The organism is Chitinimonas naiadis, assembly GCF_054780835.1.
Window position 1 is genome coordinate 1,830,652 of the sequence record NZ_BAAGVO010000004.1, and the last position, 20,638, is coordinate 1,851,289.

Annotated in this window: 14 protein-coding genes and 1 pseudogene; 9 read left to right on the forward strand and 6 right to left on the reverse strand. The window is 61.7% G+C overall.

All coding sequences use genetic code 11. The annotated features are described in order from the left end of the window. Positions 1 to 83: 83 nt before the first annotated feature. On the reverse strand, positions 84 to 251 hold the full coding sequence (locus ACYVHK_RS14935; RefSeq protein ID WP_460534062.1) for an antitoxin Xre/MbcA/ParS toxin-binding domain-containing protein: 168 nt from the start codon (positions 249 to 251) through the stop codon (positions 84 to 86). Between the two features lie 560 nt (positions 252 to 811). Between ACYVHK_RS14935 and ACYVHK_RS14940 the strand changes: the two genes are divergently transcribed. Next, positions 812 to 1,279: a MuF-C-terminal domain-containing protein gene (locus ACYVHK_RS14940; protein ID WP_460533636.1), complete on the forward strand. Its 468-nt coding sequence runs from the start codon at positions 812 to 814 to the stop codon at positions 1,277 to 1,279. 551 nt (positions 1,280 to 1,830) lie between these two features. Beyond that, entirely contained in the window at positions 1,831 to 3,558 is a 1,728-nt protein-coding gene (locus tag ACYVHK_RS14945; RefSeq protein ID WP_460533639.1) for a methyl-accepting chemotaxis protein, read from the forward strand. Positions 3,559 to 3,605: 47 nt separating this feature from the next. Here ACYVHK_RS14945 and ACYVHK_RS14950 read toward each other — a convergent pair whose 3' ends face one another. Continuing rightward, the gene (locus tag ACYVHK_RS14950) at positions 3,606 to 4,799 is read right to left on the reverse strand and encodes an MFS transporter (protein ID WP_460533642.1); all 1,194 of its coding nucleotides are present in this window, start codon (positions 4,797 to 4,799) and stop codon (positions 3,606 to 3,608) included. Between the two features lie 140 nt (positions 4,800 to 4,939). On the opposite strand from ACYVHK_RS14950, the gene ACYVHK_RS14955 reads away from it, so the two are divergent. Further along, positions 4,940 to 5,845, forward strand: coding sequence for a LysR family transcriptional regulator (locus ACYVHK_RS14955; RefSeq protein ID WP_460533645.1), 906 nt, complete (start codon positions 4,940 to 4,942; stop codon positions 5,843 to 5,845). Positions 5,846 to 5,906: 61 nt separating this feature from the next. Here the strand turns inward: ACYVHK_RS14955 and ACYVHK_RS14960 are convergent, their stop codons facing one another. The 3 genes and pseudogenes from ACYVHK_RS14960 to ACYVHK_RS14970 all read right to left on the reverse strand — a co-directional run bounded on the left by ACYVHK_RS14960 (position 5,907) and on the right by ACYVHK_RS14970 (position 10,020). Next, on the reverse strand, positions 5,907 to 6,116 hold the full coding sequence (locus ACYVHK_RS14960; protein WP_460534072.1) for a hypothetical protein: 210 nt from the start codon (positions 6,114 to 6,116) through the stop codon (positions 5,907 to 5,909). A 217-nt stretch (positions 6,117 to 6,333) separates the two neighbouring features. Then, positions 6,334 to 6,723 (reverse strand): annotated as a pseudogene (locus tag ACYVHK_RS14965) (class I SAM-dependent methyltransferase); the annotation flags it as partial. A 315-nt stretch (positions 6,724 to 7,038) separates the two neighbouring features. Next, positions 7,039 to 10,020: a ligand-binding sensor domain-containing protein gene (locus ACYVHK_RS14970; RefSeq protein ID WP_460533648.1), complete on the reverse strand. Its 2,982-nt coding sequence runs from the start codon at positions 10,018 to 10,020 to the stop codon at positions 7,039 to 7,041. A gap of 551 nt (positions 10,021 to 10,571) precedes the next feature. Here ACYVHK_RS14970 and ACYVHK_RS14975 point away from each other — a divergent pair. Continuing rightward, positions 10,572 to 12,758 carry a protein kinase domain-containing protein gene (locus ACYVHK_RS14975; RefSeq protein ID WP_460533652.1) on the forward strand — a complete coding sequence of 729 codons (2,187 nt, stop codon included), beginning with the start codon at positions 10,572 to 10,574 and terminating at the stop codon, positions 12,756 to 12,758. Then, positions 12,755 to 13,297 carry a hypothetical protein gene (locus ACYVHK_RS14980; protein ID WP_460533655.1) on the forward strand — a complete coding sequence of 181 codons (543 nt, stop codon included), beginning with the start codon at positions 12,755 to 12,757 and terminating at the stop codon, positions 13,295 to 13,297. Before ACYVHK_RS14975 ends, ACYVHK_RS14980 begins: the two co-directional genes overlap by 4 nt. A gap of 43 nt (positions 13,298 to 13,340) precedes the next feature. Here ACYVHK_RS14980 and ACYVHK_RS14985 read toward each other — a convergent pair whose 3' ends face one another. Beyond that, positions 13,341 to 14,858, reverse strand: coding sequence for a sigma 54-interacting transcriptional regulator (locus ACYVHK_RS14985; protein ID WP_460533658.1), 1,518 nt, complete (start codon positions 14,856 to 14,858; stop codon positions 13,341 to 13,343). 459 nt (positions 14,859 to 15,317) lie between these two features. Here ACYVHK_RS14985 and ACYVHK_RS14990 point away from each other — a divergent pair, with 459 nt between their 5' ends. The 4 genes from ACYVHK_RS14990 to adhP all read left to right on the forward strand — a co-directional run bounded on the left by ACYVHK_RS14990 (position 15,318) and on the right by adhP (position 20,529). Continuing rightward, a complete protein-coding gene (locus ACYVHK_RS14990; protein ID WP_460533661.1) occupies positions 15,318 to 16,814 on the forward strand; it encodes a hypothetical protein in 1,497 nt (498 codons plus the stop codon). A gap of 9 nt (positions 16,815 to 16,823) precedes the next feature. Next, the gene (locus ACYVHK_RS14995) at positions 16,824 to 17,810 is read left to right on the forward strand and encodes a hypothetical protein (protein WP_460533664.1); all 987 of its coding nucleotides are present in this window, start codon (positions 16,824 to 16,826) and stop codon (positions 17,808 to 17,810) included. A gap of 238 nt (positions 17,811 to 18,048) precedes the next feature. Continuing rightward, positions 18,049 to 19,428 carry an oxygen-independent coproporphyrinogen III oxidase gene (gene hemN, locus ACYVHK_RS15000; protein ID WP_460533667.1) on the forward strand — a complete coding sequence of 460 codons (1,380 nt, stop codon included), beginning with the start codon at positions 18,049 to 18,051 and terminating at the stop codon, positions 19,426 to 19,428. A 78-nt stretch (positions 19,429 to 19,506) separates the two neighbouring features. Further along, entirely contained in the window at positions 19,507 to 20,529 is a 1,023-nt protein-coding gene (gene adhP / locus ACYVHK_RS15005) for a zinc-dependent alcohol dehydrogenase (protein ID WP_460533670.1), read from the forward strand. Positions 20,530 to 20,638: the final 109 nt, after the last annotated feature.

Below are 20,638 nucleotides of genomic sequence, written 5' to 3' on the forward strand. Positions count from 1 at the left end.
GGCCACGCGGTCCGGCCGGAAAATATTATTATCCTGATAATATTTTTGTGAAGCGTAAGCACCTACGCCGCTCGGACAGCAAACTACCTATAGGCACCATTTTCGATTGCGGCGAGAGTGCTCACTACCAGTTCAAATCCCTCTGCTGTATCGAGCAACTCTATCGGCCGCACTCCACCCAAAGCAGGCACAGGCTGCCTGACCCAGTCATCTAGCCACTTTGCTGCGTCAAAGCCTGGTTCATCGACCATGGCTTGGACTTGGGTAACCAGTGCTTCAAGTTCTGTGCTGCGGGGTTGTTGGCGCGACGCCGCCCCCACAATGGATGACCGTTTCAAGCTCTATCTCCGTTTGTTTTGTCTTCGATGCGCACTACGAACTCGACGGTTCTTGCGGTCTTGTACACGGCCATGATCAGTGCTCGCTGGTGAGGCAGTGCCATCCTTTTGGATGGTCACCTCCCCCACCCCTCATGCGGCCACCCGCTTCCGGAGTCAAAGGAAAGTCAATTCTCGATCCGTCGGCTGCTTGCAGCCGTCGGGCGGGGATTTACTTTGCTTTGACGTAGGGAGCACTCTCCGCCTTAAGAGAGGGTTGGGGCGGATAAGCGCTATCCGATTCGGGCTCGCCCCTGAAGGGGGCGTTTACACAGGTGCATCGATCTGCAGCCTAGATATGTGTGTCGAAGGTAGCACTCTCATCCCGCCCCGGAAAGTCGAGGAAGGTTTTTCTTCGCCACGGAAGAGCTCGCAGCTACACTTGCCAGCTTCCGTGGCTACGAAGCGCCATTGTTGAGTTCACTAGATACCCCATGCATCGTCATTCAATATCACTAGATTTTGTCCGCCAAATTCAGCAAGAAGCTTCAGAGGGCAGCATTTCGGATCAGTTTCGACGTGATCAGGCGTCTTTCGGTTCTCTACCTGCGCAACTCTGTACTGATCTCGGCATACCCGAGCTACAGGTAGTCACATCAGTAAAAATTATCGAAAAGATGATTTTTGATCATGGTCTCACCCCAAGCATGATTGCTAATCTGCATGGGCATCTTTGTGAGCCAACCGCTATTTATAAGTCGGCCACTCATGATGACGGTAGCATTATTGTTTTGACGGCGCAGATTGCTCGGTCTTTCCCTGTTATTGCTGCAATCAAGGTAGACAAGCCGGACTCATACCAAAAGGCCAACGTGCACTGGCTTGCGAGCGCCTATCCAAAAGAGGATCAAGATGCGATAGCTCGCTGGGGGAAGCAAGGACTGACTTTATGGCAGAAATGAAATGGGCCGCTTACGCGGCCCATTAGAATGATTTTGTCTGAGTCTGGAGATAGCGGCACTCGACTGTGTGACGGTATGGCCTCCAGCCCTCAGACAACTCAATTTTGAGCAGTCTACCCCATCGTGTCAAGTAGGTTTACAGCCTGAATATGCTAATAGCCTTGTCATTCGCCTCCAACAAACTTCCAACCGCATAGCCGTACAATGACGGCCAAAGACGGCCGCAGCCTTGATCTGACGGGCATTGACGGACAAAGACGGACAAAAAACGAGACTTAAAATCCCTCGGCGCAAGCTGTGCCGGTTCGATTCCGGCTCCGGGCACCACCGCGCAGAATAAGGCTCCAAGTCGATTGGAGCCTTTTTGCATTTCCGCTCCGCCATTCTGCTGGCGCTCCGCAAGACACGACCCCGCGGCTTCCCAAGCGATTGATTCTGCAAAAAAGATCTTCCCGTCCGCTCGTCATGGCGGCGGCCGAAGGGTGCATGGCTTTGTCCCGGATACTTCGCTATACCTTAGCAAAGCCGCGAAGGGCCAGGAGGAATCACGCATGAAGGCAACGATAGGGGCAAAGCTCTGGTTGAGCTATCTGGCGATCCTGCTGGTCATTTTCTTTGTGGCCGCCATGGCGTACCGGAATCAGGCCAGAGCCAACGAGTCGGCGTACTGGGTGGCGCACACCTACCAGGTCACCATCAAGCTGAACGAACTGTTTTCCTCGATTCAGGATGCGGAAACCGGTACGCGCGGTTATGCGATCACAGGCTCCGAGCGTTATCTGGCGCCCTATCTGTCGGGCACCGCCCGCATACCGGGACAATTGCAGTCGGTACGCCAGTTGACGGCGAGTAACGCCAATCAGCAGCGGCGTCTCGACAAGCTGGAGCCCCTGATCAACCAGAAACTGGCCGTGATGCAGAAGAGCATCACGCTACGCCGTGAGCAAGGCTTCGAAGGCGTACTCGGACTGGTGCAGACCGGCGCGGGAAAAACCGCCATGGATGGTATCCGGACCCAGGTCGGCGACATGATCCATGAGGAAAACACCCTGCAGCAGGTGCGCGATGAAGCGGCGGCCCAGGCCGCAAAGCGCAGCATGGATTCCATTCTCCTGGGTGTGGCAGTTTCCGGCGTGATCGTCGTGGCGCTGGGCCTGTTCTTTACCGCCCATATCGCGCGGCCGGTGAGGGATATGGCGGATATTTCCGAGCGGATCAGCAACGGTGACCTATCCTGCGAGCCTGCCCTCACCCACAGGCAGGACGAGATCGGCAAGTTGACCGAGCATTTTCGCCGCATGGTGGCCTCCTTGCGAAGCAAGGCCGAGCTGGCCCGGCAGATAGCCGGCGGCGATCTGACGGTAAAGCTCGAACAGCATTCCGACGAAGACATACTCGGCGTCGCACTGGCCCAGATGGTCCAGAATCTTCGCCAGTTCAACGGCGAAATACGGGCGGGGATCGACATGCTCGCCGCGTCTTCGGGCGAGATCGCCGCCGGTGCCGTCCAGATCGCCTCCGCCACCGAGGAGACGGCAACCTCGGTCATCGAGACCGCAACCAGTGCAGAAGAAGTGAAGCAGGCCGCCATGCTGGCCAGCCAGCAAGCCCGTACGCTCTCGACCTCCTCGCAGGAAGCGGCGATGGTCTCGCAGGAGGGCAAGCAGGCGGTCGACGAGACCGTCGCCAGCATGCTGCAAGCACACAAGCAGGCGGAACTCATCAGCGAATGCGTATTGCGGCTGACCGAGCAGACACAGGCCATCGCCGAGATCGTCGCCACCGTGAACGACCTGGCCGAGCAGTCCAACGTCCTGGCCGTCAATGCATCGCTGGAAGCGGCCAAGGCCGGTGACTACGGCCTGGGCTTTGCCATGGTGGCGCAGGAAGTGAAGGGACTGGCAAACCAGTCCAAAAAGGCTACCGTCAACGTGACCCAGATACTTGGGGACATACAACGGGCCATCAATCGCGCCTCGTTCGCGGCGGAGCAGGGAAGCCGTGCGGCCGAAAGCGGGCTGAAGCAATCCACACAGGCGGGTGACGCCATTCGTTTCCTCAGTGAGCGCCTGTCCGCGAGCACCCAGGTCGCGACCCAGATCGCCGTATCGTCACAGCAGCAGCTGGTTGGCATAGAGCAACTGGTGGTGGCGATGGGCAATATCCATCGCGTCAGCGCGCAGAACATGGCCAGCTCACGGCAGGCCGGCAGCGCTTCGGAACAACTGCATAGGCTGGGCCTGCAGCTCAAGGAGCTGTCCTCACACTTTCGCATCTGACCAAGGAGTCCGCCCGGCGGCATCGCATGCACGCCGGGCTGTTCGACTCAGCCCCTGCTCGATACCTCGATATTGCGCCCCAACGCCATCAGGGCGAACGCCGAACCCGCAAGGGCGATCCATAGCCAGCCGCCCTGCGCATACAGCACACCCGCCAGGCCAGAACCCAGTGCCCCTCCCAGGAAAATACTGGTCATGTAGACCGCGTTCAGCCGACTGCGGCTTTGGGGGTCCAGGGCATAGATTTCACGCTGCCCCAGCACCAGGTTCATCTGCACCGCAAAGTCGAGCACCACGCCGGTGAGTACCAGACCCATCGCGCCCAGACCCGGCAACAACACGTTCGGCAGAAAACTCAGCACCCCCAGCGCCAGCGCGGCCATCGTTGCCACGCGCGTGTACCCCTTGTCGGCCAGGCGACCGCTGATGGGTGCCGCAACGGCGCCAATGGCGCCCACCAGCGCGAACAGGGCCACACCGGATTGGGAGAACTGGTAGTGGTGCATCAGCTCCATCGGCACCGCAGTCCAGAACAGGCTGAAAGCGGCGAACAGGCTCGCCTGATAGAGCGAGCGTTCACGCAGTACCGGCATGTTGACCACGAAGCCGATCAGCGAGCGCAGCAAGCTGGCGTAGCTTGCCTTATGGTCTGGCTGACGCTCAGGCAACAGCCAGGCCAAGGCCAGCGTGATCAGCACCATGAGTACGGCGGCGCCGGAAAATACCGTACGCCAACCCCAGTGGTCTGCCACAAAGCTGGAGATGGGGCGAGCCAGCAGAATGCCCATCAGCAAGCCGCTCATGATGCTGCCGACCACGCTGCCGCGCGAGGCCGCAGGCGACATATGCGCAGCCAGCGGGATCAACATCTGGACCGATACCGAACTGATGCCGATCAATAGCGAAACCAGCAGGAAGGCGCTGCCGCCATGCGCAAACGAGGCGGCGCCCAGCGCCAGGATGGAGACCGCCGCGGTGGTGATCATCAGCCGACGGTTCTCCAGCAGGTCGCCCAGGGGCACCAGCAGGAACAGCCCAGCGGCATAGCCGATCTGGGTCAGCGAGACCACCAGCCCGGCCGTACTGGCCGAGAGGCCGACATCCGGCGCGATCAACGCGATGATGGGCTGGGCATAGTAGATGTTGGCGACAATGGCGCCACAGCAGAAAGCGAACAGGGCAATCATGCCCCTGCTGAGGCCGGCACTGCCGGCGGGGAGGGCGAGGGATTCCAGCTTCATGGCAGCTCCTTGGTGACCGGATGGATCAGGGGGCGTGCCCCCCGGATGATTTGGATCGAGGTCAGCCTACCTATTGCGCCGATCGCGGAGAATATGGCTAAAATGCAATCCAGCATTGTATAAATAGCAAAGGTGACCGCATGGACAAGCTGCTGGCAATCCGGACATTTGTGGCAGTCGCCGAAGCGGAGGGATTTTCCAGGGCAGCGCGCAAGCTGGGCATGGCCACCTCGTCGGTCACGCGCCTGATGGACGCACTGGAAGCATCACTGGGCACCATCCTGCTGACGCGATCAACCCGCCAGGTCAGCCTGACCGATGCAGGCTCGACCTATCTGGCGCAGGTCGGCGGCATCCTGTCCGACCTGAGGCTGGCCGACGACAGCGTCGCTGACAGCAGCAGCGAGCTGACAGGCAACTTGCGCATCTCGGTGCCGGTCACCTACTCCCGGCTTTGCCTCGCACAACCGCTCAATCGCTTTCTGGCCGCCCACCCCAAGCTGACGCTGGATCTGCTGGTCTCCGATGCCTATGTCGATCTCGCCACCGAACGCGTCGATCTCGCCGTCCGGATAGGTACGCCGGCCAATACACCCCAGTTGATCGTTCGCAGGCTGGCCGACAATCCTCGCATCCTCGTGGCCAGCCCGGCCTACCTGTCCCTAATGGGAATGCCCACCCGTCCGGATGAGCTATCCGCACATCATTGCCTGCGCTTTGCCTATACGTCCGGCCCACAGCGCTGGCTGTTCAACCGGCAGGTCGAGCATGCCGACATTCTCGTGACGGGCCGCATGCTGGCCAACAGCCTTGATCTTCTCTACCAGGCAGCCATAGACGGGCAAGGTATTGCGTTGCTGCCAAGATGGATGGTGGAACAGCAGGACGGACACACACTGCAGCAGGTATTGCCGGACTGGCAGATCAGCCCGACGCTGGACGAGATCTGCGTTTATCTCGCCTACCTGCCCAATCGACGCTATTCGAACAAGGTGAAGGCCCTGGTCGCCCATTTGCTGGCACAGGTGGGCCACCCGTCCTCGTAGCCCCGGCCTTCCGACCGGCAAAACCGGTACTGCCGGTACACAGCACGGCCATCAGAACGGGTCAACCGGGCGTCTTGATCGCGGTCAGGTAGGCAATACGGTCCGAGCCCTGGAACTGGCCCGTTTCAATGCTGGGTCGAACAATCTGCTCGAAGAACCGGCGCTCCTCTGCATTGAAATGCATGGCGAGAATCGCGCCATGGGTGGGTACCAACGGATGGAGGGCGCTGCCGAGAAAGGCCTCCCAGCTCGGCACGATGACGGGGTCCACATCGACATGAACCTGGCAAAGCCAGCAGCCTGAACAAAGCCGAGCAGATCACGCTCGGAGTAGTTGCAGAGCGGATCACTTGCCATCTTCTCTTTGGTATCGGGGAACAGCGCGGCCTTCCAGCGATGCAGCAAGGGAAGGAAACGGTCCGGGGACACCGCCTGCATGCCATCGACCAGCCTGCGCAGCGCGCAGGCAGCCAAGGCGTCATCCTGGAAAACGGCTCCGCGATGGAAATCCTGCCGCCCGGCTTGAGGATACGATGGAATTCGCCCAATGCTGCAGGTTTGTCGGCTAGGTAGGCCAGTACCGCGCGAGTCGTGACCACATCGACCGACGCATCGGACACGGCACGCAGATCATCGGCGCTGCCCTGCAGAAAAGTACACTGCCTTTCCGCGCCTCGGCGCCGGGCCAGCGCTTCGGCGTGCGTCAGCAGGGGTGCCGATACGTCGAACAATACGACCTGCAGGTCGGGTCCGACCCGTTCGATGACTCGGGAGGCAATCGGGCCATCTCCGGTACCGACATCCGGCAGGCGCATGCCCGGCCCCAGCATTGCGCCCTTGAACACACGATCCGCATAGCGCGCCACCACCGACTGCATCGCACCGCCGTACGCCGTATCGTCACCATGGCGGTCACGCAGGAGTCATGCCGCCCAGATGTCGGCTTCAATTTGATCGCTGATCATGCACCGGGTTATCTGAGCGCAGAGGAATCAACGAGCGACAGGCAGGCGAGGGAAGCCTTGTCGGTCCCTGCCTGCAGGACCCTGCACCTGCAATACTCATTACGGGTCATCAGGATGAAAAGCGGGTCGCTGACAGTCTCGCTACTCTACGGAGACAACCTAACAGATGACTTAGCGGGATCTGCGGCGCGCGTTCGGCACCGATCTGGTGCCGCACGGCTGTTCGTCTCAGGCCGGTTTGTGCCGCACCGACCAGAACCCGCTGCGTTGCGGCGCATAGGCCTGCTCGGCCGGGACCTTCAGCACCACCTCGGTTCCCTTGTCCGGCTGACTCCAGATATCGAGCTGCGCACCTATTCGGTCGGCACGCTCCCGCATCCCCGCCCAACCCCAATGCCCAGGGCGCTGCGCCGCCTCCAGCTCCGCCTGATCAAGGCCACGACCATCATCGCCTATCCGCAGTTGCAGATGCTCGGCCCCATAGATCAGCTCCAGCTCGATCTTGCGGGCCTGGGCGTGGCGATAGGCATTAAACAAAGCCTCGCGGCCTATGCCATAGATGGCATCGCGGGCAGCACACTGGATATCGCGGGGCTCACCTTCGATCAGCAACTGGAAGAAATTCCCGTGTTCATCGGCCAGAGTCGTACCAATCAGGCCCAAAGCCCGCGGTATGCCATCCGCAAACTGGATGTCCGCCCGAAGCGCCATGATCTGGTCCCGCCCCTCGGCCATCAGTTGATCCGCCTGGTCCAGCACCTGCTCGATCATGGCCTGGGCCTTGTCCGCATCGGTATGGGCGTGCTTGCCGGCAATCTGCAATCGCAACATCAGCCCCTGCATACCCTGCAGCAAGGTGTCGTGCACAGCCCGGGCGATGCGTTCCCGTTCGATCTGGCGCTCATGGGCCCGCTCGCGGATGCGGGACGTCACCTGCCGCAAGCGCAGCAAATAGAGCAGGTACAACAAGCCCAGCACCATCACGATGACCAGCAGGACAAACCAGGGTGTCTGCACAAAGGTCGGCGGTATCTCCAGCGCCAGCGAGGCACCGGTCTCGTTCCAGACGCCATCCTCGTTGGCCGCCAGCACCGTGAAGCGATACTTGCCTGGCCCGAGATTGGTATAGAACGCTTCGCGCCGGCCCGACGGGTCCTGCCACACCCGGTCCACACCCTCCAGCCGGTAGCGAAAACGTACCCGCTCTGGAATGGTCAGGCTCAAGGCAGCGAAGCGGATATGCAGCTTGCTGGTCCCCTTGGGCAGCACATTGGCGGCGGCGAGCGGATGCACCTTGCCGTCCGCCATCAGACTGGTGATGGCCAGCGGGGGCGCCAGGGCGTTGCGACGTATCCGCAACGGATCGATCCAGCCCGCGGCCGCCGAAGTAACGTACCAGATGCGGCCATCACTGCCTTCGATCAGGCTGGGTACCGGTCGTATCTGCATGGCAACGCCGACCAGACCGTCCTCATAGTTCAAGCGCTCCAGCGGCGCGCCCAGTGTCGGTGCCTGCACATAACGCCGCAGATCCGCAGCCGTCACCCGGCTGATGCCCTCGATACCATGCAGCCACACATCGCCGGCGGCGGTCTCGACGATTCCGGATACGCCCAGCAGCGGCTCGCCATGCCGCCCTGTCAGCGGCACAAAGCGCGTCCCGTCAAAATAGGCCACACCGCCCTCGCCCCCCACCCAGACGCGATCACCACGGCTGGCAAGGCTCAGCACGTTGCCCACCCTCAGTCCCTGCTCGCTACCGAGCAACCTCACCCTGTTTGCCTCCAGCAATGCAATCCGGTCGCCGGGAAAGCCAAACCACGCCCGCCCGGCACCATCCACCAGGATGGTGATGGCCGCCCCGTCGGGCAAATCGGTCCGGCCGCCACGCGCGATCCACTGGCCGTCCTTGAGCAGGTAGATACCCTTGCCAGCGACCGATACCCACAGGCCGCCTTTGCCATCCCGGCTCAGCGCCTGGATATCGGAACCCTTCATGTTCGACGGCAGGGCAAAGAAAGACGACGCCCCACCCTCGAACCGCCAGATGCCTTCACTGGTCCCGATCCAGGCCACGTCGGAAGGATCGGTATAAAGGGTCGTCGGCAGGATATGTTCATGCCGGGTCTGTCGGCCATCGGCGGCGATCTCCACCAGGTAAGGCGCCCCACCCGCCCACACCGCGCCGCGCTCACCCTTGGTGATGCCCAGATGTTGCAGCTCTGGCGGCAAGGGGGCCGAGACCAGCTTGTTGCGGCGGATACGGTCCAGCCCACCGGTCGTACCCAGCCAGACACTGCCCTCCCGGTCTTCCAGCATGACCTGGATATTCTCGCCACTTAAACCCTGGGTAACAGACAGATACTGCGCTGCGCTATCCGGTCTATGCAGCAGGGAGCGTCGCAAGGCACCCGTCGTCGCCGTCCAGAGCGCGCCCTCCCTGTCGACCAGCATCGCGCTGCGCTGGATTTTCTCGCCACGCAACGGCAGGGCGGAAAATTGCTGGCGCGTATCGGAAAACTTGAACAGACCGCTCGCATCGTTGGCGGCCAGCAGGGATTGATCCGGCGTGACCAGGAAGACATTGGCGCTATCGTCAAGCGCCAGCTTATGGAAACGAGTCTGTCCAGGGGGCCGCAAGTAGGCGCCGGATCGACGGGTGCCGACCAGTAAACCAGCCGGATAGGTCGAGACGACCTGGGTCGCTATGTCATCGGGCAACCCCACCTCCATCCCCAGCATCTGCCATCGCGCATCGCGCAGGAAGGCGATACCATTGCTGGTCGCCGCCCAGACAGTGCCATCCTGCGCCTTGTCGATGGCCAGGATGCTGCGCGGCGGCAGCCCGTCGTGCTCACCATAGTGCCAAACCTGGCCAGCCCTGAAATGACTGATGCCGCCGAAGCGATACCCGACCCAGAGTCCGCCATCGCCGTCGGCCATCAGCGCCAGTACATTACCGGACAGCAGCTTGTGGCCGGTGATGGCCTCCATCCGCTCAAAGCGCACACCATCAAAGCGGTACAAGCCCGCCGAGGAACCGATCCAGAGCCAGCCATCCAGGGTCTGCGCCAAGGCCCAGATATCTGCTGGCGCCCCGTCCTTTGCCGTCCAGGCCGTATGGTGGAAGTTCGACAGCAAGCGCTCCGGTTCTACCGCCTGCGATGGCGTCACCGCCAGTATCAGGTAAGCAGCCAACGCGATACGCAAGCAAGCCCGGAACCGCCGGACACATTGGCCAAGCTCGAAAGAGAGCGATCTCAAACCCTGTCCTTCCCAAATCATGTAGACCGGCGATCTGCAAACAAGTCATGAAATCGTTAAGCAGGCGTATGCGTAGCAAAGGGCTCGAACATGCACGACCAACCTTTATTTGCTGGGGAAAATGCTGACACCTCACCTCACCAGCAGCAATACCTCTTTGGGGGTAGCAGCGACACCCAATTTCTGGCACGCCAGCACCATCACCCCACATCGAGACAAAGCAACACGCCGTCTTCCTGCCCTGTCGGCAGGGTCAATCTCTCAAGCCGGGTTTAGCAAGAAAGGGCCGTTCAGGCCAGGGCAGAAGGCCATTGCCCCCTCGGCCGACGGCGCTGCAGGGATAGTGTTCGTGGCCCGTCCACCACGATCCCGTCGGGATATTCGTGAGCAAGGCGCCACTTGCCTTTGAAGCAAACGGGATTCCATGCACAATCCGGCATCCGCTTACACCACAAGCACACTGCGCACGGCTGTCAGGGCAGCTCAAACAGACACTTATGGACGTCAATCCGACCAGTCCGCCATCCACCGGTACGGCCGACGAAACGCTCGGCCACTACGCCTTGCGTCGTCGTCTGGGCGAGGGAGGCTTTGGGGAAGTTTTTGAAGCCTGGGATACCCGGCTCTGTCGCAGCGTGGCGGTCAAGCGCCTCAAGCTGCTGTCCGACTCGTTCCGGCCAGACCAGTTGATGACCGAGGCACGACTCGCCGCCTCACTGGACCACGAGGCCTTCGTCGACATCTTTGCGATCGACGATCACGACAACAGCCAGTTCATCATCATGGAGATGGTGCCGGGCAGCACACTGCAGGTCTTTATCCGCGAGCAGCATCCCAATGAGCACCAGGCACTGGAGATCGTGGCCCAGATCGCGGCGGCGATGGAGCAGGCTCACGCTTCTGGCCTGATCCACGGGGACCTCAAACCCTCCAACCTGATGGTCGAGCCTTCAGGCCGTATCCGTATCCTCGACTTTGGCCTTGCACGGCAGATCGACCCACTGGCGACCGGCTCCAGCTCGCAGACCGGCCAGGAGGGGACCATCGCCTACATGGCGCCGGAACGGCTACTGGGCAACCCGCCCGACATGGGTAGCGATATCTATGCCCTGGGGGTCATCCTCTATGAACTGATCGCGGGCGAGCGCCCTTTTGCCGGCCTGCACGGCCTCGCCCTGGCGGCTGCACATATGCAGTCCATGCCGGAGCAATGGCCGTTGCCGGAGAGCGTTACACCCGCATGTCGGGCACTGATCCACGAGCTTGTGGCACGCGATCCCACCCTGCGCCCTGCCAGCATGCAGTTGGTACGGCAACAGATCCAGGCGGTTCACGACGGGCGTACGCCGATGTTGCGTCGTACCGGCGCCGTTCTAGAGGGCAGCTTGGTCCAGGTCCGGAGCTGGCGCAAACTCGGCTTGTGGCTGGGTGGCAGCCTGCTACTGATTGCAGCGGCACTGCTGCTGGGCTATCTGCGGCCTGACTGGCGACAACATCTGCAACCACCGCCGTCCGAAGCCAGCGTACTGGCGGCCGGCATGCGTGCCTTGCATAACTTCGATAACGAGGACGAGCTCAGCGCCGCCATTACCCATTTCACTTCGCTGCTGGAACGCAGCCCTGACCATGCGGCAGCGGCAGCGGCGCTCTCGCTAGCCTATAGCTTGCGTTATAGCGGCGATGGCAAAGATGAAGTCTGGTTGCAACGCGCCGATACCAGCGCACGCATGGCCTTGAAGCTCGACGACCAGCTAGCCTTGGCACATACCGCCATGGGCTGGGTATTGGAGTTTCAGGGCAAGCTTGCCGAGGCCCTGCAAAGTACAGAACGGGCACTTGCATTGGACCCGACCAATATCTACGCCTTGAACGGCAAAGCGCAGTGGATGCTGCGCCAAGGCCGCTTGGCAGAGGCGGAGAAAATCGTCCAGCAGGCACTGGGACACCATCCTACGGAACGCCTGTTCACCGACTTGCTCGGCACTATCCGTTTCCAGCAAGGCGACTATGCGGGGGCAGAAAGTGCTTTCCGAAGCAGCATTGCCGCTCAACCCGATGCGATCTTCGCGTATGCCAACCTCAACGCTGCCTTGCTCCGCCAGAACCGTGTCGACGAGGCGCTGCAGGTCCTGCAACAGGGGTTGCAGATACGGCCCAACAGCCGTTTGTACGGCAACCTCGGCACTGCCCTGTTCGCACGAGGTGACTATCTAGGCGCAGTCTCCGCTTTCGAACGTGCGGTATCCAGCGCCAAGGGGAGTCCCAACGACTATCTGAAATGGGCCAACCTGGGTGATGCCTTGCGTTGGGTACCGGGTCGCAAGGATGCGGCAATCAGCGCCTACCAACGCGCCATCCAGCTACTGGAACCACAGCTCGTAAGACTGCCTGCCGATGCGACCCTTCGCACTCGTGGCGCGCTCTATCACGCGCGCACCGGTGACAAGCGGGAAGCGGTGGAATGGATGAAACAAGGCCTCGCGCTAGCGCCTGACAACCCCGATGCGCACTTTCGGGCACTGCTGGCCTACGAGTTGCTAGGAGAACGTGAGCAAGCGATCGCTGAAATGAAAACAGCTGTCGCACTCGGCTACCCTGTGTCGCTGATTGAGTCGGAACCCGACTTGATCAACCTACGACGTGATTCCCGTTACCAGCAACTTCAAATAGGCAAAGCGAAATGAGCGAAATCAAGAAGCACTCCTGTATCAACGTCAGTTTCGATATTGAGCAGGTCAGCAATCAATTGATCTGGAGCGTGGATGACAAGGTCTCGAATCCCACGACAGGCCGCTACGCTGGGGGCGTCCGCTTCTTCAAAGGCGAATCGCTGGACTTCTTCGTGACCGCCACGGGTGATGCGAAGCGGTTCCCGAATTTTCAGATCAGCATTCTTGAGTGCACCATTCTCTCGAGCCCACAGATTGTGAGTCTGGATGATCCGACCGACGCGGTTGTCTACGCCCCTCCCTCATTGTTTAGCGGCCCGGACGTCTCTGCGCGTCCTATAAGCGAAATCACAGACTGCGGCGTGGAAGTGAAACACGGCATCCGATATGTTTACATGCAGAAAGCCAACGCGCTGACGGTGGGTCAACAGAATGGTCGCTGGGAGTTGTCCCTTTACATTACGGTGAAGATCGTGACCAACCCCGGCGCCCAGCCTATCCTGCGCGTCTTCACCTTCGACCCTGAAAGCGAAGTGGGCAACGGTACGCGCTGAACGCTAGCTCGTCTGAGCGGCCAAGTGGGTGGATAAGTAACGGTCAGGCCATCAAACCCAATGCTCGCAGACGCCGACGCAATGCTTCGCTCGGCGTCTGCAGTAGCGATGCACACACCGTCAACTCCCCAGCAGCCGTTTGTAAGGCAGCGCGTAGCTCGGCCTCGGGGATCCGTTCTGCCGGCCGGATGTCGGGATGCGCATCGATCAGCTTGTAGAGTGAGGGCCGGGATATGCCCAGCGCCAACGCGGCCCCTCTGATCTGCCAGGCGCTCTGTTCCATGGCCTGCAATAGTTGGGCGTCGGACAGCTCGGACAACCTGGCTCGACGTACCGGTACAGGCGCAGTCTCGGTAAACCGGGCAGCGCTATCTGGCGAGGGCACTACCGACCTCTCCGGCATCATTACCGCCCCGACGAGTTCCTCGAACCGCGGCAAATCTCCTCCAGTCAGCGCCAGAGCCGCACGCTTCACCACGTTGCTCAGTTGCCTAACATTGCCCGGCCAGTCATAGCAGCACAGCTCGCGGACGAACACCGGGTCGAAACTCACACTGCTTCCGCTCTGTGCGGCCCATTGCGCCAACAGCTGCACGATCAGCAGGCCGATATCCTCACGCCGCTCACGCAGGGCCGGCATGCGGATCACAAAGGCCTCCAGGCGCCGCAGCAAGGGCTGGTTGAAGCTGCCGTCATCGAGGCGCTGGTCGGTCGCCGCGATCAACCTTGCCTTTGAGTATTCGTTGCGCGGCGCGCCCAGCGGACGGTATTCGCCGGTTTCCAGTACCCGCAACAGCATCGGTTGCACGGTGGCAGGGGCATTGCCGATTTCATCGAGAAACAGTGTGCCCTCACCGGCCTCTGCAAAGTAGCCCCGACGCGGCGACTGCGCGCCGGTATAGGCCCCCTTCACCGCGCCAAACAGGTCCGCTGCCGCCAGGGATTCGTTCAGTGTCGCCATGTTGACGCTGACCCAGGGTTGGTCGCGGCGCTTGCTGCAGGCATGGACTGCCTTGGCGGCCAACTCCTTGCCCGAGCCGGTTTCGCCCAGCAACAGGACCGACAGGTCGGTATTGGCGACCTGTCGTATCTGCTCCCGCACCCTGAGCATGGCACTGCTGACCCCCAGCAGGCCCGCCATCTCGCCTGCCCGTGGCAGTGTCGTGATCCAGTGCAGGCATAGCAGCACCGCGCCACCCAATCCCAGTACCACACCATCAGCCAGCGCTTCGCGGGTCAGGGTAACCCGTCCAGCTACGGCTTCACCATCAATCTCCACCATCATGCGCCCGACCGGGATTTCCAGGTCCACGCTGCCGTCCACCTGGCGGTGCAGCGTAACGGGCTCGCGGCCAATACAGCGCTCGCCCAATGGCAGGCCACTGGTGGTACCCGGCGGACGAAACAGCGGCATGAAACGGTTGAGCTGCACGGGCTGTCCGTCGTCCACCGCCATGGCCTGCTCCCCGACGCGCTCCAGTTGCGGGTGCCATAGTAGCGTCAGACCCAGCAAGGGTTCGGCAGCGCGCCCCTGCGATGCGCCGGGGCTGGGTAGGGTCAAATCCGTATCGATCACAGTCGCAGTATCACTCCAAAGAGATCCCATTCTAGCGGGACTGGCACGCCCTGCCAGCCCTGCCAAGCAGGATCGCAGCCACCAACCCGCACGTGTAAAGGACGCGCAGCCGCGGACATGTCAAAAGCCGTCATTGCCATGTCAATTTACACATCAAACGCCTTTTTGCAGCGCCTTTCGCCGTCCGTAGGCCCGGCGTGCCCTGGCATGGAACTTGAGTAGTACCCCCTAAAGATCGACGCCAAGAGGGCGAGGGCATGGTGTATCTGCCAGCCAATACAGGCCGGTAGGTCCCCTGGCACGGTTGATTCATCAACACCGCAATCCCGACCCATGAACACCATGACCTTCGCCAACCTCAAAGTCGTCCAACAACAATACAGCCCTGGCCGGTACGCGACGCTTTGCGAGCGCCTGCTGCCGAGGCTACATGGGAGCCAGACCTTGAATCAACCAATGCCGAATGACGTCCGTAGCAGCCTGGACACGCTCATACAGAACTGGCAGGGCACGCCTGCCACGCTGCGCCTGATCCTGCACCCACAGTTGGCCGAACCGGCATCCCGTCATGACCTGCTGCGGGACCTCGCGACCGAACAATGCCATCAACTGTGGCATCTGCTCGCCCCACGACAAGCCAGTTGGCTATGCCGGACCTTACTGCTGCTGCAAAAAACCGCAGAACGCGCACGCTTGCGGGGCGCCATCGAGTCCGAACTCGGCCAGTTGCTGCACGATTCGGCGCTGACCCTGTGGGCATCGCAGCCTCTGGGAACACCGATGGAAGAAACCGGCCTGCTACGTACCGCCGTGCAGCACCTGGCCGAATACAGCAACCTGCCCCCCGCCATCCTGCTGCGGCGTCTGCATGAGGGCCTGTCGCCGCGACAGCAGCAACGCAGCCGCATGGCGGAACGTCTGCTGATGCTGGCCGAGGAGCACAGCACCGACCTTCCCTTTGTCAGCATGGCCAGCCCTGCCCGGCGGGTGCAGCATCATCAGAATGGCCTGCTGGTGCAGCTTGCTACCTGGCTAAGCCAGGCACCCGCCAGCGCCCAGATAGAGTGCGCATTGCGCCGCAACTGGGTCAGTGGTCTGCTGTCCAGCTCGCCTGACGCCCTGGTAAACATGCTGCGTGAGTTGGCAGGCATACATTGGCAGCCCGCACTGGTCGCCTGTCTGACCGAGCAACAGCTCGCGCAATTGATGGACCTACTGGCACCGCAATCCGCGGCAGGTCAGTCCCTCAGACCAGCAGCGAACCTACCCGCCATCGAGCGCCAACTGGCTTGGTGCCGGCTGATGCGGCAAGGCTTACAAAGGGATAGCGACGGCCTACTGCCACGTACCCAATCTGCGAGCCATGCCTTGCGACTGTTCCTGCGCCATGGCGCTTGGCCCAGCTCGCTGTCGAAGTCCGGCGCGCCCAGCCTGGCCACCTGGCTGGAATCGCTGCCGGATGCCTGCTTGCAACGGGAGCTTATCCTGGTAGGTCCGCTGGCTGCGCGACAGATTGCCCACCTGACCACCGCCGAATTCCAGCAGCGGGTGATACGCCTGCTGACAGGAAAGGATGCAACCATCGTGCTTCAGTTGCATGCACGCCTGCCCGCCACCTTGCTGCAGCCCAACATCACCGGCCGGGAGCATGCCGCCCGCAGCCGCCATGCCGTCGCACTGTTGCTCGCCACCTTGCTGGTCCGCGGCAACCGTCGTCCTCTGGAGGGCCTGGCCACCCAACTCGGCACAGCACTCGCCCTGCGCTATGCCATGGACAAGCAGGCGCTGCTGTTACGGCTCAATGCCGGCCCCAGCCTCTCGGTCGTCGGGAACATCTCCGCCAGCCAGATCGATCAGTTCCCGGTCCGTCCCTTCACCGGCAAAAGCACCATCCCCGTCGAAGCGGTAATGCGCCGTACCGGCGTACATGCACCGATGTAAAGAGAGATCATGCCAAGCAAGCAAGCATCCCGTCTGTTCGGCCTGCAATGCCGCCATGGCTATTTCGCGCATGGTATCTGCATGCCGCTGGTACTCCACCCCACCAGTGGCTGCCAGCAGTTGCTCGCCCAATATCAACTTACCTTCAAGGCCGAACCTGGTGGCGGCAGCGTATACGATCAATCCGGTGGCCATCTCGATTGGGCGGCGCTGGCGGAGGAGCACGCCGCCTTCACCTTTGCCGTCCAGTGCCACGACCCTGCCCTGCTCAACTACACCCACTCGCCATTCGCGGGAACAGAGGACGCGACCCAGTTGTTCTATTTCGACAACCTGGTCGATCACGGCAAGGTTCATGGGCGGGTACGCCTGCTCGCGTGCGACGACACGCTGGAGCGACACACCCTATCAATCTTACCCAGCGAGCAGGCGGATGCGACCACACCGCCAGCCGTGGCGCCATCCGCTGCCTACTCGCTGGACCCGCAGCTCGCTCACGAAATCGAACGGACGATCCACGCCCATCGGGCCGCAACCCTGAAGCTCTGGCGTCCGCATGGCGGTAGCCAGGGGCTCTGGGGCATCATCGCCATCTATCCGGGCAAGCTGGCATTGTCCGAAAGCGGTCGCAGTTTCAGCGCTCCCCTCTACAGCCTGGACCTCGCCCCCCGCCAGACCCACTGGCGCTACTACATCGTCCAACCGCCCAAGCAGCACAAGGTGCAGGATTTCGAGCTGGTGGCGCAGGTCGAGTCCGACGACAGCCCCGACATGATCTTCACCCGCCAATCCGGCGATACCCGCCTGGGTGGCCGTCCCGCCCAGGTCTTCGTCGCCCCGGCGCCGCTACCACTGCTGCAACAACCGGGTGACGCCATCCGGGTGCAATTGCGCTCCCCCTATGGTCGCCCCATGTCATTGCCGTATCCCCAGGCGCATGCCTTGGCGCGCGGGGCGGATGGAAGGGTGTATTCAGAGGTGTTTGTGCATCTCTGATCTGATGACTTACTCAGCTTTGTTTAGCGGCTATCGCCGTGAGATCCGCGCGTTGCACGGTTTGGGACGGGAGTGCGTCCCACATTCAAACTGCACGCAGTGCGGATACTACGGCGACAGCCGCTTAAACCAACAATCACTAGTCAGAATGGAATATCCCACCAACTTGACCCCCATCAATACCCTCCTTCCCCGCTTCCCCTAGCCTGTCCGGCAGTTTCCTCGTCGAGTCGCTGCCATGCCCCCTCCCGCTACTGCCGTCACCTTCGATGCCGCCCTGATCCAGCGCTACGACCGGCCCGGGCCACGCTATACCTCCTACCCGACGGCCGACCGTTTCCAGTCCAGCTTCGATGCCAGCGCCTACCGTACGGAACTGGCGGCGGCCACGCGGCCGCTGTCGCTGTATGTGCATATCCCCTTCTGCGATACGGTCTGCTACTACTGCGCCTGCAACAAGATCACCACCAAGGACAGGCAGCAGGCCGATCGCTACCTAGACTACCTCGAGAAGGAAATCCGGCTTCGCCGGGCGCAGCTGCCTGAGCAAACGACCATTCGTCAGCTGCACCTCGGCGGCGGTACGCCGACCTTCCTGCGTGACGACCAGCTCGACCGGATGGTCGGCATGCTCAAGCAGCACTTTCCCTTCGATGAAAAGATGGAATGTGCGATCGAGATCGACCCTCGCCGGCTGGGCGAGCAGACCCTGGCAAAACTGGCCGCGCACGGTTTCAACCGCATGAGCCTGGGGGTACAGGACCTGGATCTCGATGTACAGGTCGCCATCAACCGCGTCCAGCCGCAGGCCTGGGTGATGGGTGCAATGCAGGAGGCCCGGCGCTTGCATTTCCGCTCGGTCAATTTCGACCTGATCTACGGGCTGCCGCGACAGACGCCGCAAAGCATGGCGCGCACGCTGGAAACCGTGCTGGCCTGGCGACCGGACCGGATCGCGCTGTACAGCTATGCCCACCTGCCGGAACGCTTCATGCCGCAGCGTCGTATCGCCATCGCCGAGCTGCCGACGCCGGAGGGCAAGCTGGCGCTGCTGGAACAAGCCGTCGCCAGCCTGCTCGATGCCGGTTACGTCTATATCGGCATGGATCATTTCGCCCTGCCGCACGATGACCTGGCGATGGCGCTCGCCGAAGGTCGACTGCAGCGCAATTTCCAAGGTTATGCCAGCGACGCAGACTGCAATCTGATAGGCCTTGGGGTATCGGCGATCGGCAAGGCGGGTGACAACTATGTGCAAAACCATCGCGAACTGGTGGACTACTACGCGGCAATGGACCTGGGTTACCTGCCGGAAGCCCGCGGCTACGTGCTGGAGCAGGACGATGCCATCCGGCGCGAAGTGATCCAGTCCCTGCTATGCCAGTCTGAACTGGTATTCGCCGAGTTCGAACAACGCTGGGGGGTCGACTTCCGCCACTACTTCGCACTTGAACTCACCGAGCTGCAGGCGCTGCAGATGGATGGTCTGCTGGAGGTCAAGCCGGACCGTCTGAGCATCACCCCCCGAGGCCGCTTCCTGGCTCGCGCCAGCGCCATGGTGTTCGACCGCTACCTGCGTGAGGGCCGGGCCGCCGGCAAGTATTCCAAAGTGATCTGACGCCGGCTTGATCCAGATCAGTCCGGCTGCGCACCACCTGTGCCATCTTGGCACCATCCCAAACCGGAGGAAGCTGCCATGACCGCCATGATGAAAGCCGCCGTTGTTCACGATTTCGGCCAGCCACTGGAAATCGAGGAGGTGCCGGTTCCCGAGGTGCCGCCTGGCCAGGTACTGGTCAAGGTCGTGGCATCCGGGGTCTGCCATACCGATCTGCACGCCGCCAAGGGCGACTGGCCGGTCAAGCCCGCCTTGCCCTTCATTCCGGGTCATGAGGGCGTGGGCTACGTGGCCAAGGTGGGGGCCGGTGTGCGGGGCATCCGGGAGGGGGACCGTGTCGGCGTACCGTGGCTGCATACCGCGTGCGGCTGCTGCGAACATTGCCTGACGGGCTGGGAGACACTCTGCGACGAGCAGCAGATGACCGGCTATACCGTCAACGGCGGCTATGCCGAGTACGTCCTGGCCGATCCCGGCTATGTCGGCCACCTGCCGGACAGCCTCGCCTTCGACGCCGCGGCACCGGTACTCTGCGCTGGCCTGACGGTCTACAAGGGTCTCAAGGTGCTCGACTGCAAGCCGGGTGACTGGGTCGCCATTTCCGGGATTGGGGGTCTGGGCCATATGGCTGTCCAGTACGCCAAGGCTATGGGCTTTCATGTTCTGGCCGTCGACATTAGTGCTGACAAGCTCAAGTTGGCTCAGTCTTTAGGTGCGGACATGGTCATCAACGCGGCCGAGCAGGACCCGGTCGCCGAAGCGCAAAAAGCCTTCCGTGGCGTGCATGGTGCCCTGGTTACTGCCGTGTCCCGGAGCGCCTTCGCCCAAGGCCTGGGGTTGCTGCACAAGCGTGGCACCATGTCGCTAGTCGGTCTGCCGCCCGGCAGCTTTGACCTGCCTATCTTCGACGTCGTACTCAACGCCAAGACCGTGCGTGGCTCCATCGTCGGCTCACGGCAGGATTTGCACGAGGCCTTGCAGTTTGCTGCCGAAGGCAAGGTCAGCGCGCACTTCAGTGCCGACAAGCTCGACAATATCAACCAGATCTTCGAGCGCATGCAATCGGGCGTAATCGATGGCCGCGTGGTCCTGAACTTCTAACCCCCCTCTTGTCCGTGGCCGGCAAACCGCCATACTACAGCCTGGCTCCCCGTCCGCTGGCCCCTGGTCCAGGCGGGGACGCTGGCCAGGTAATGACACAGACAAGGGT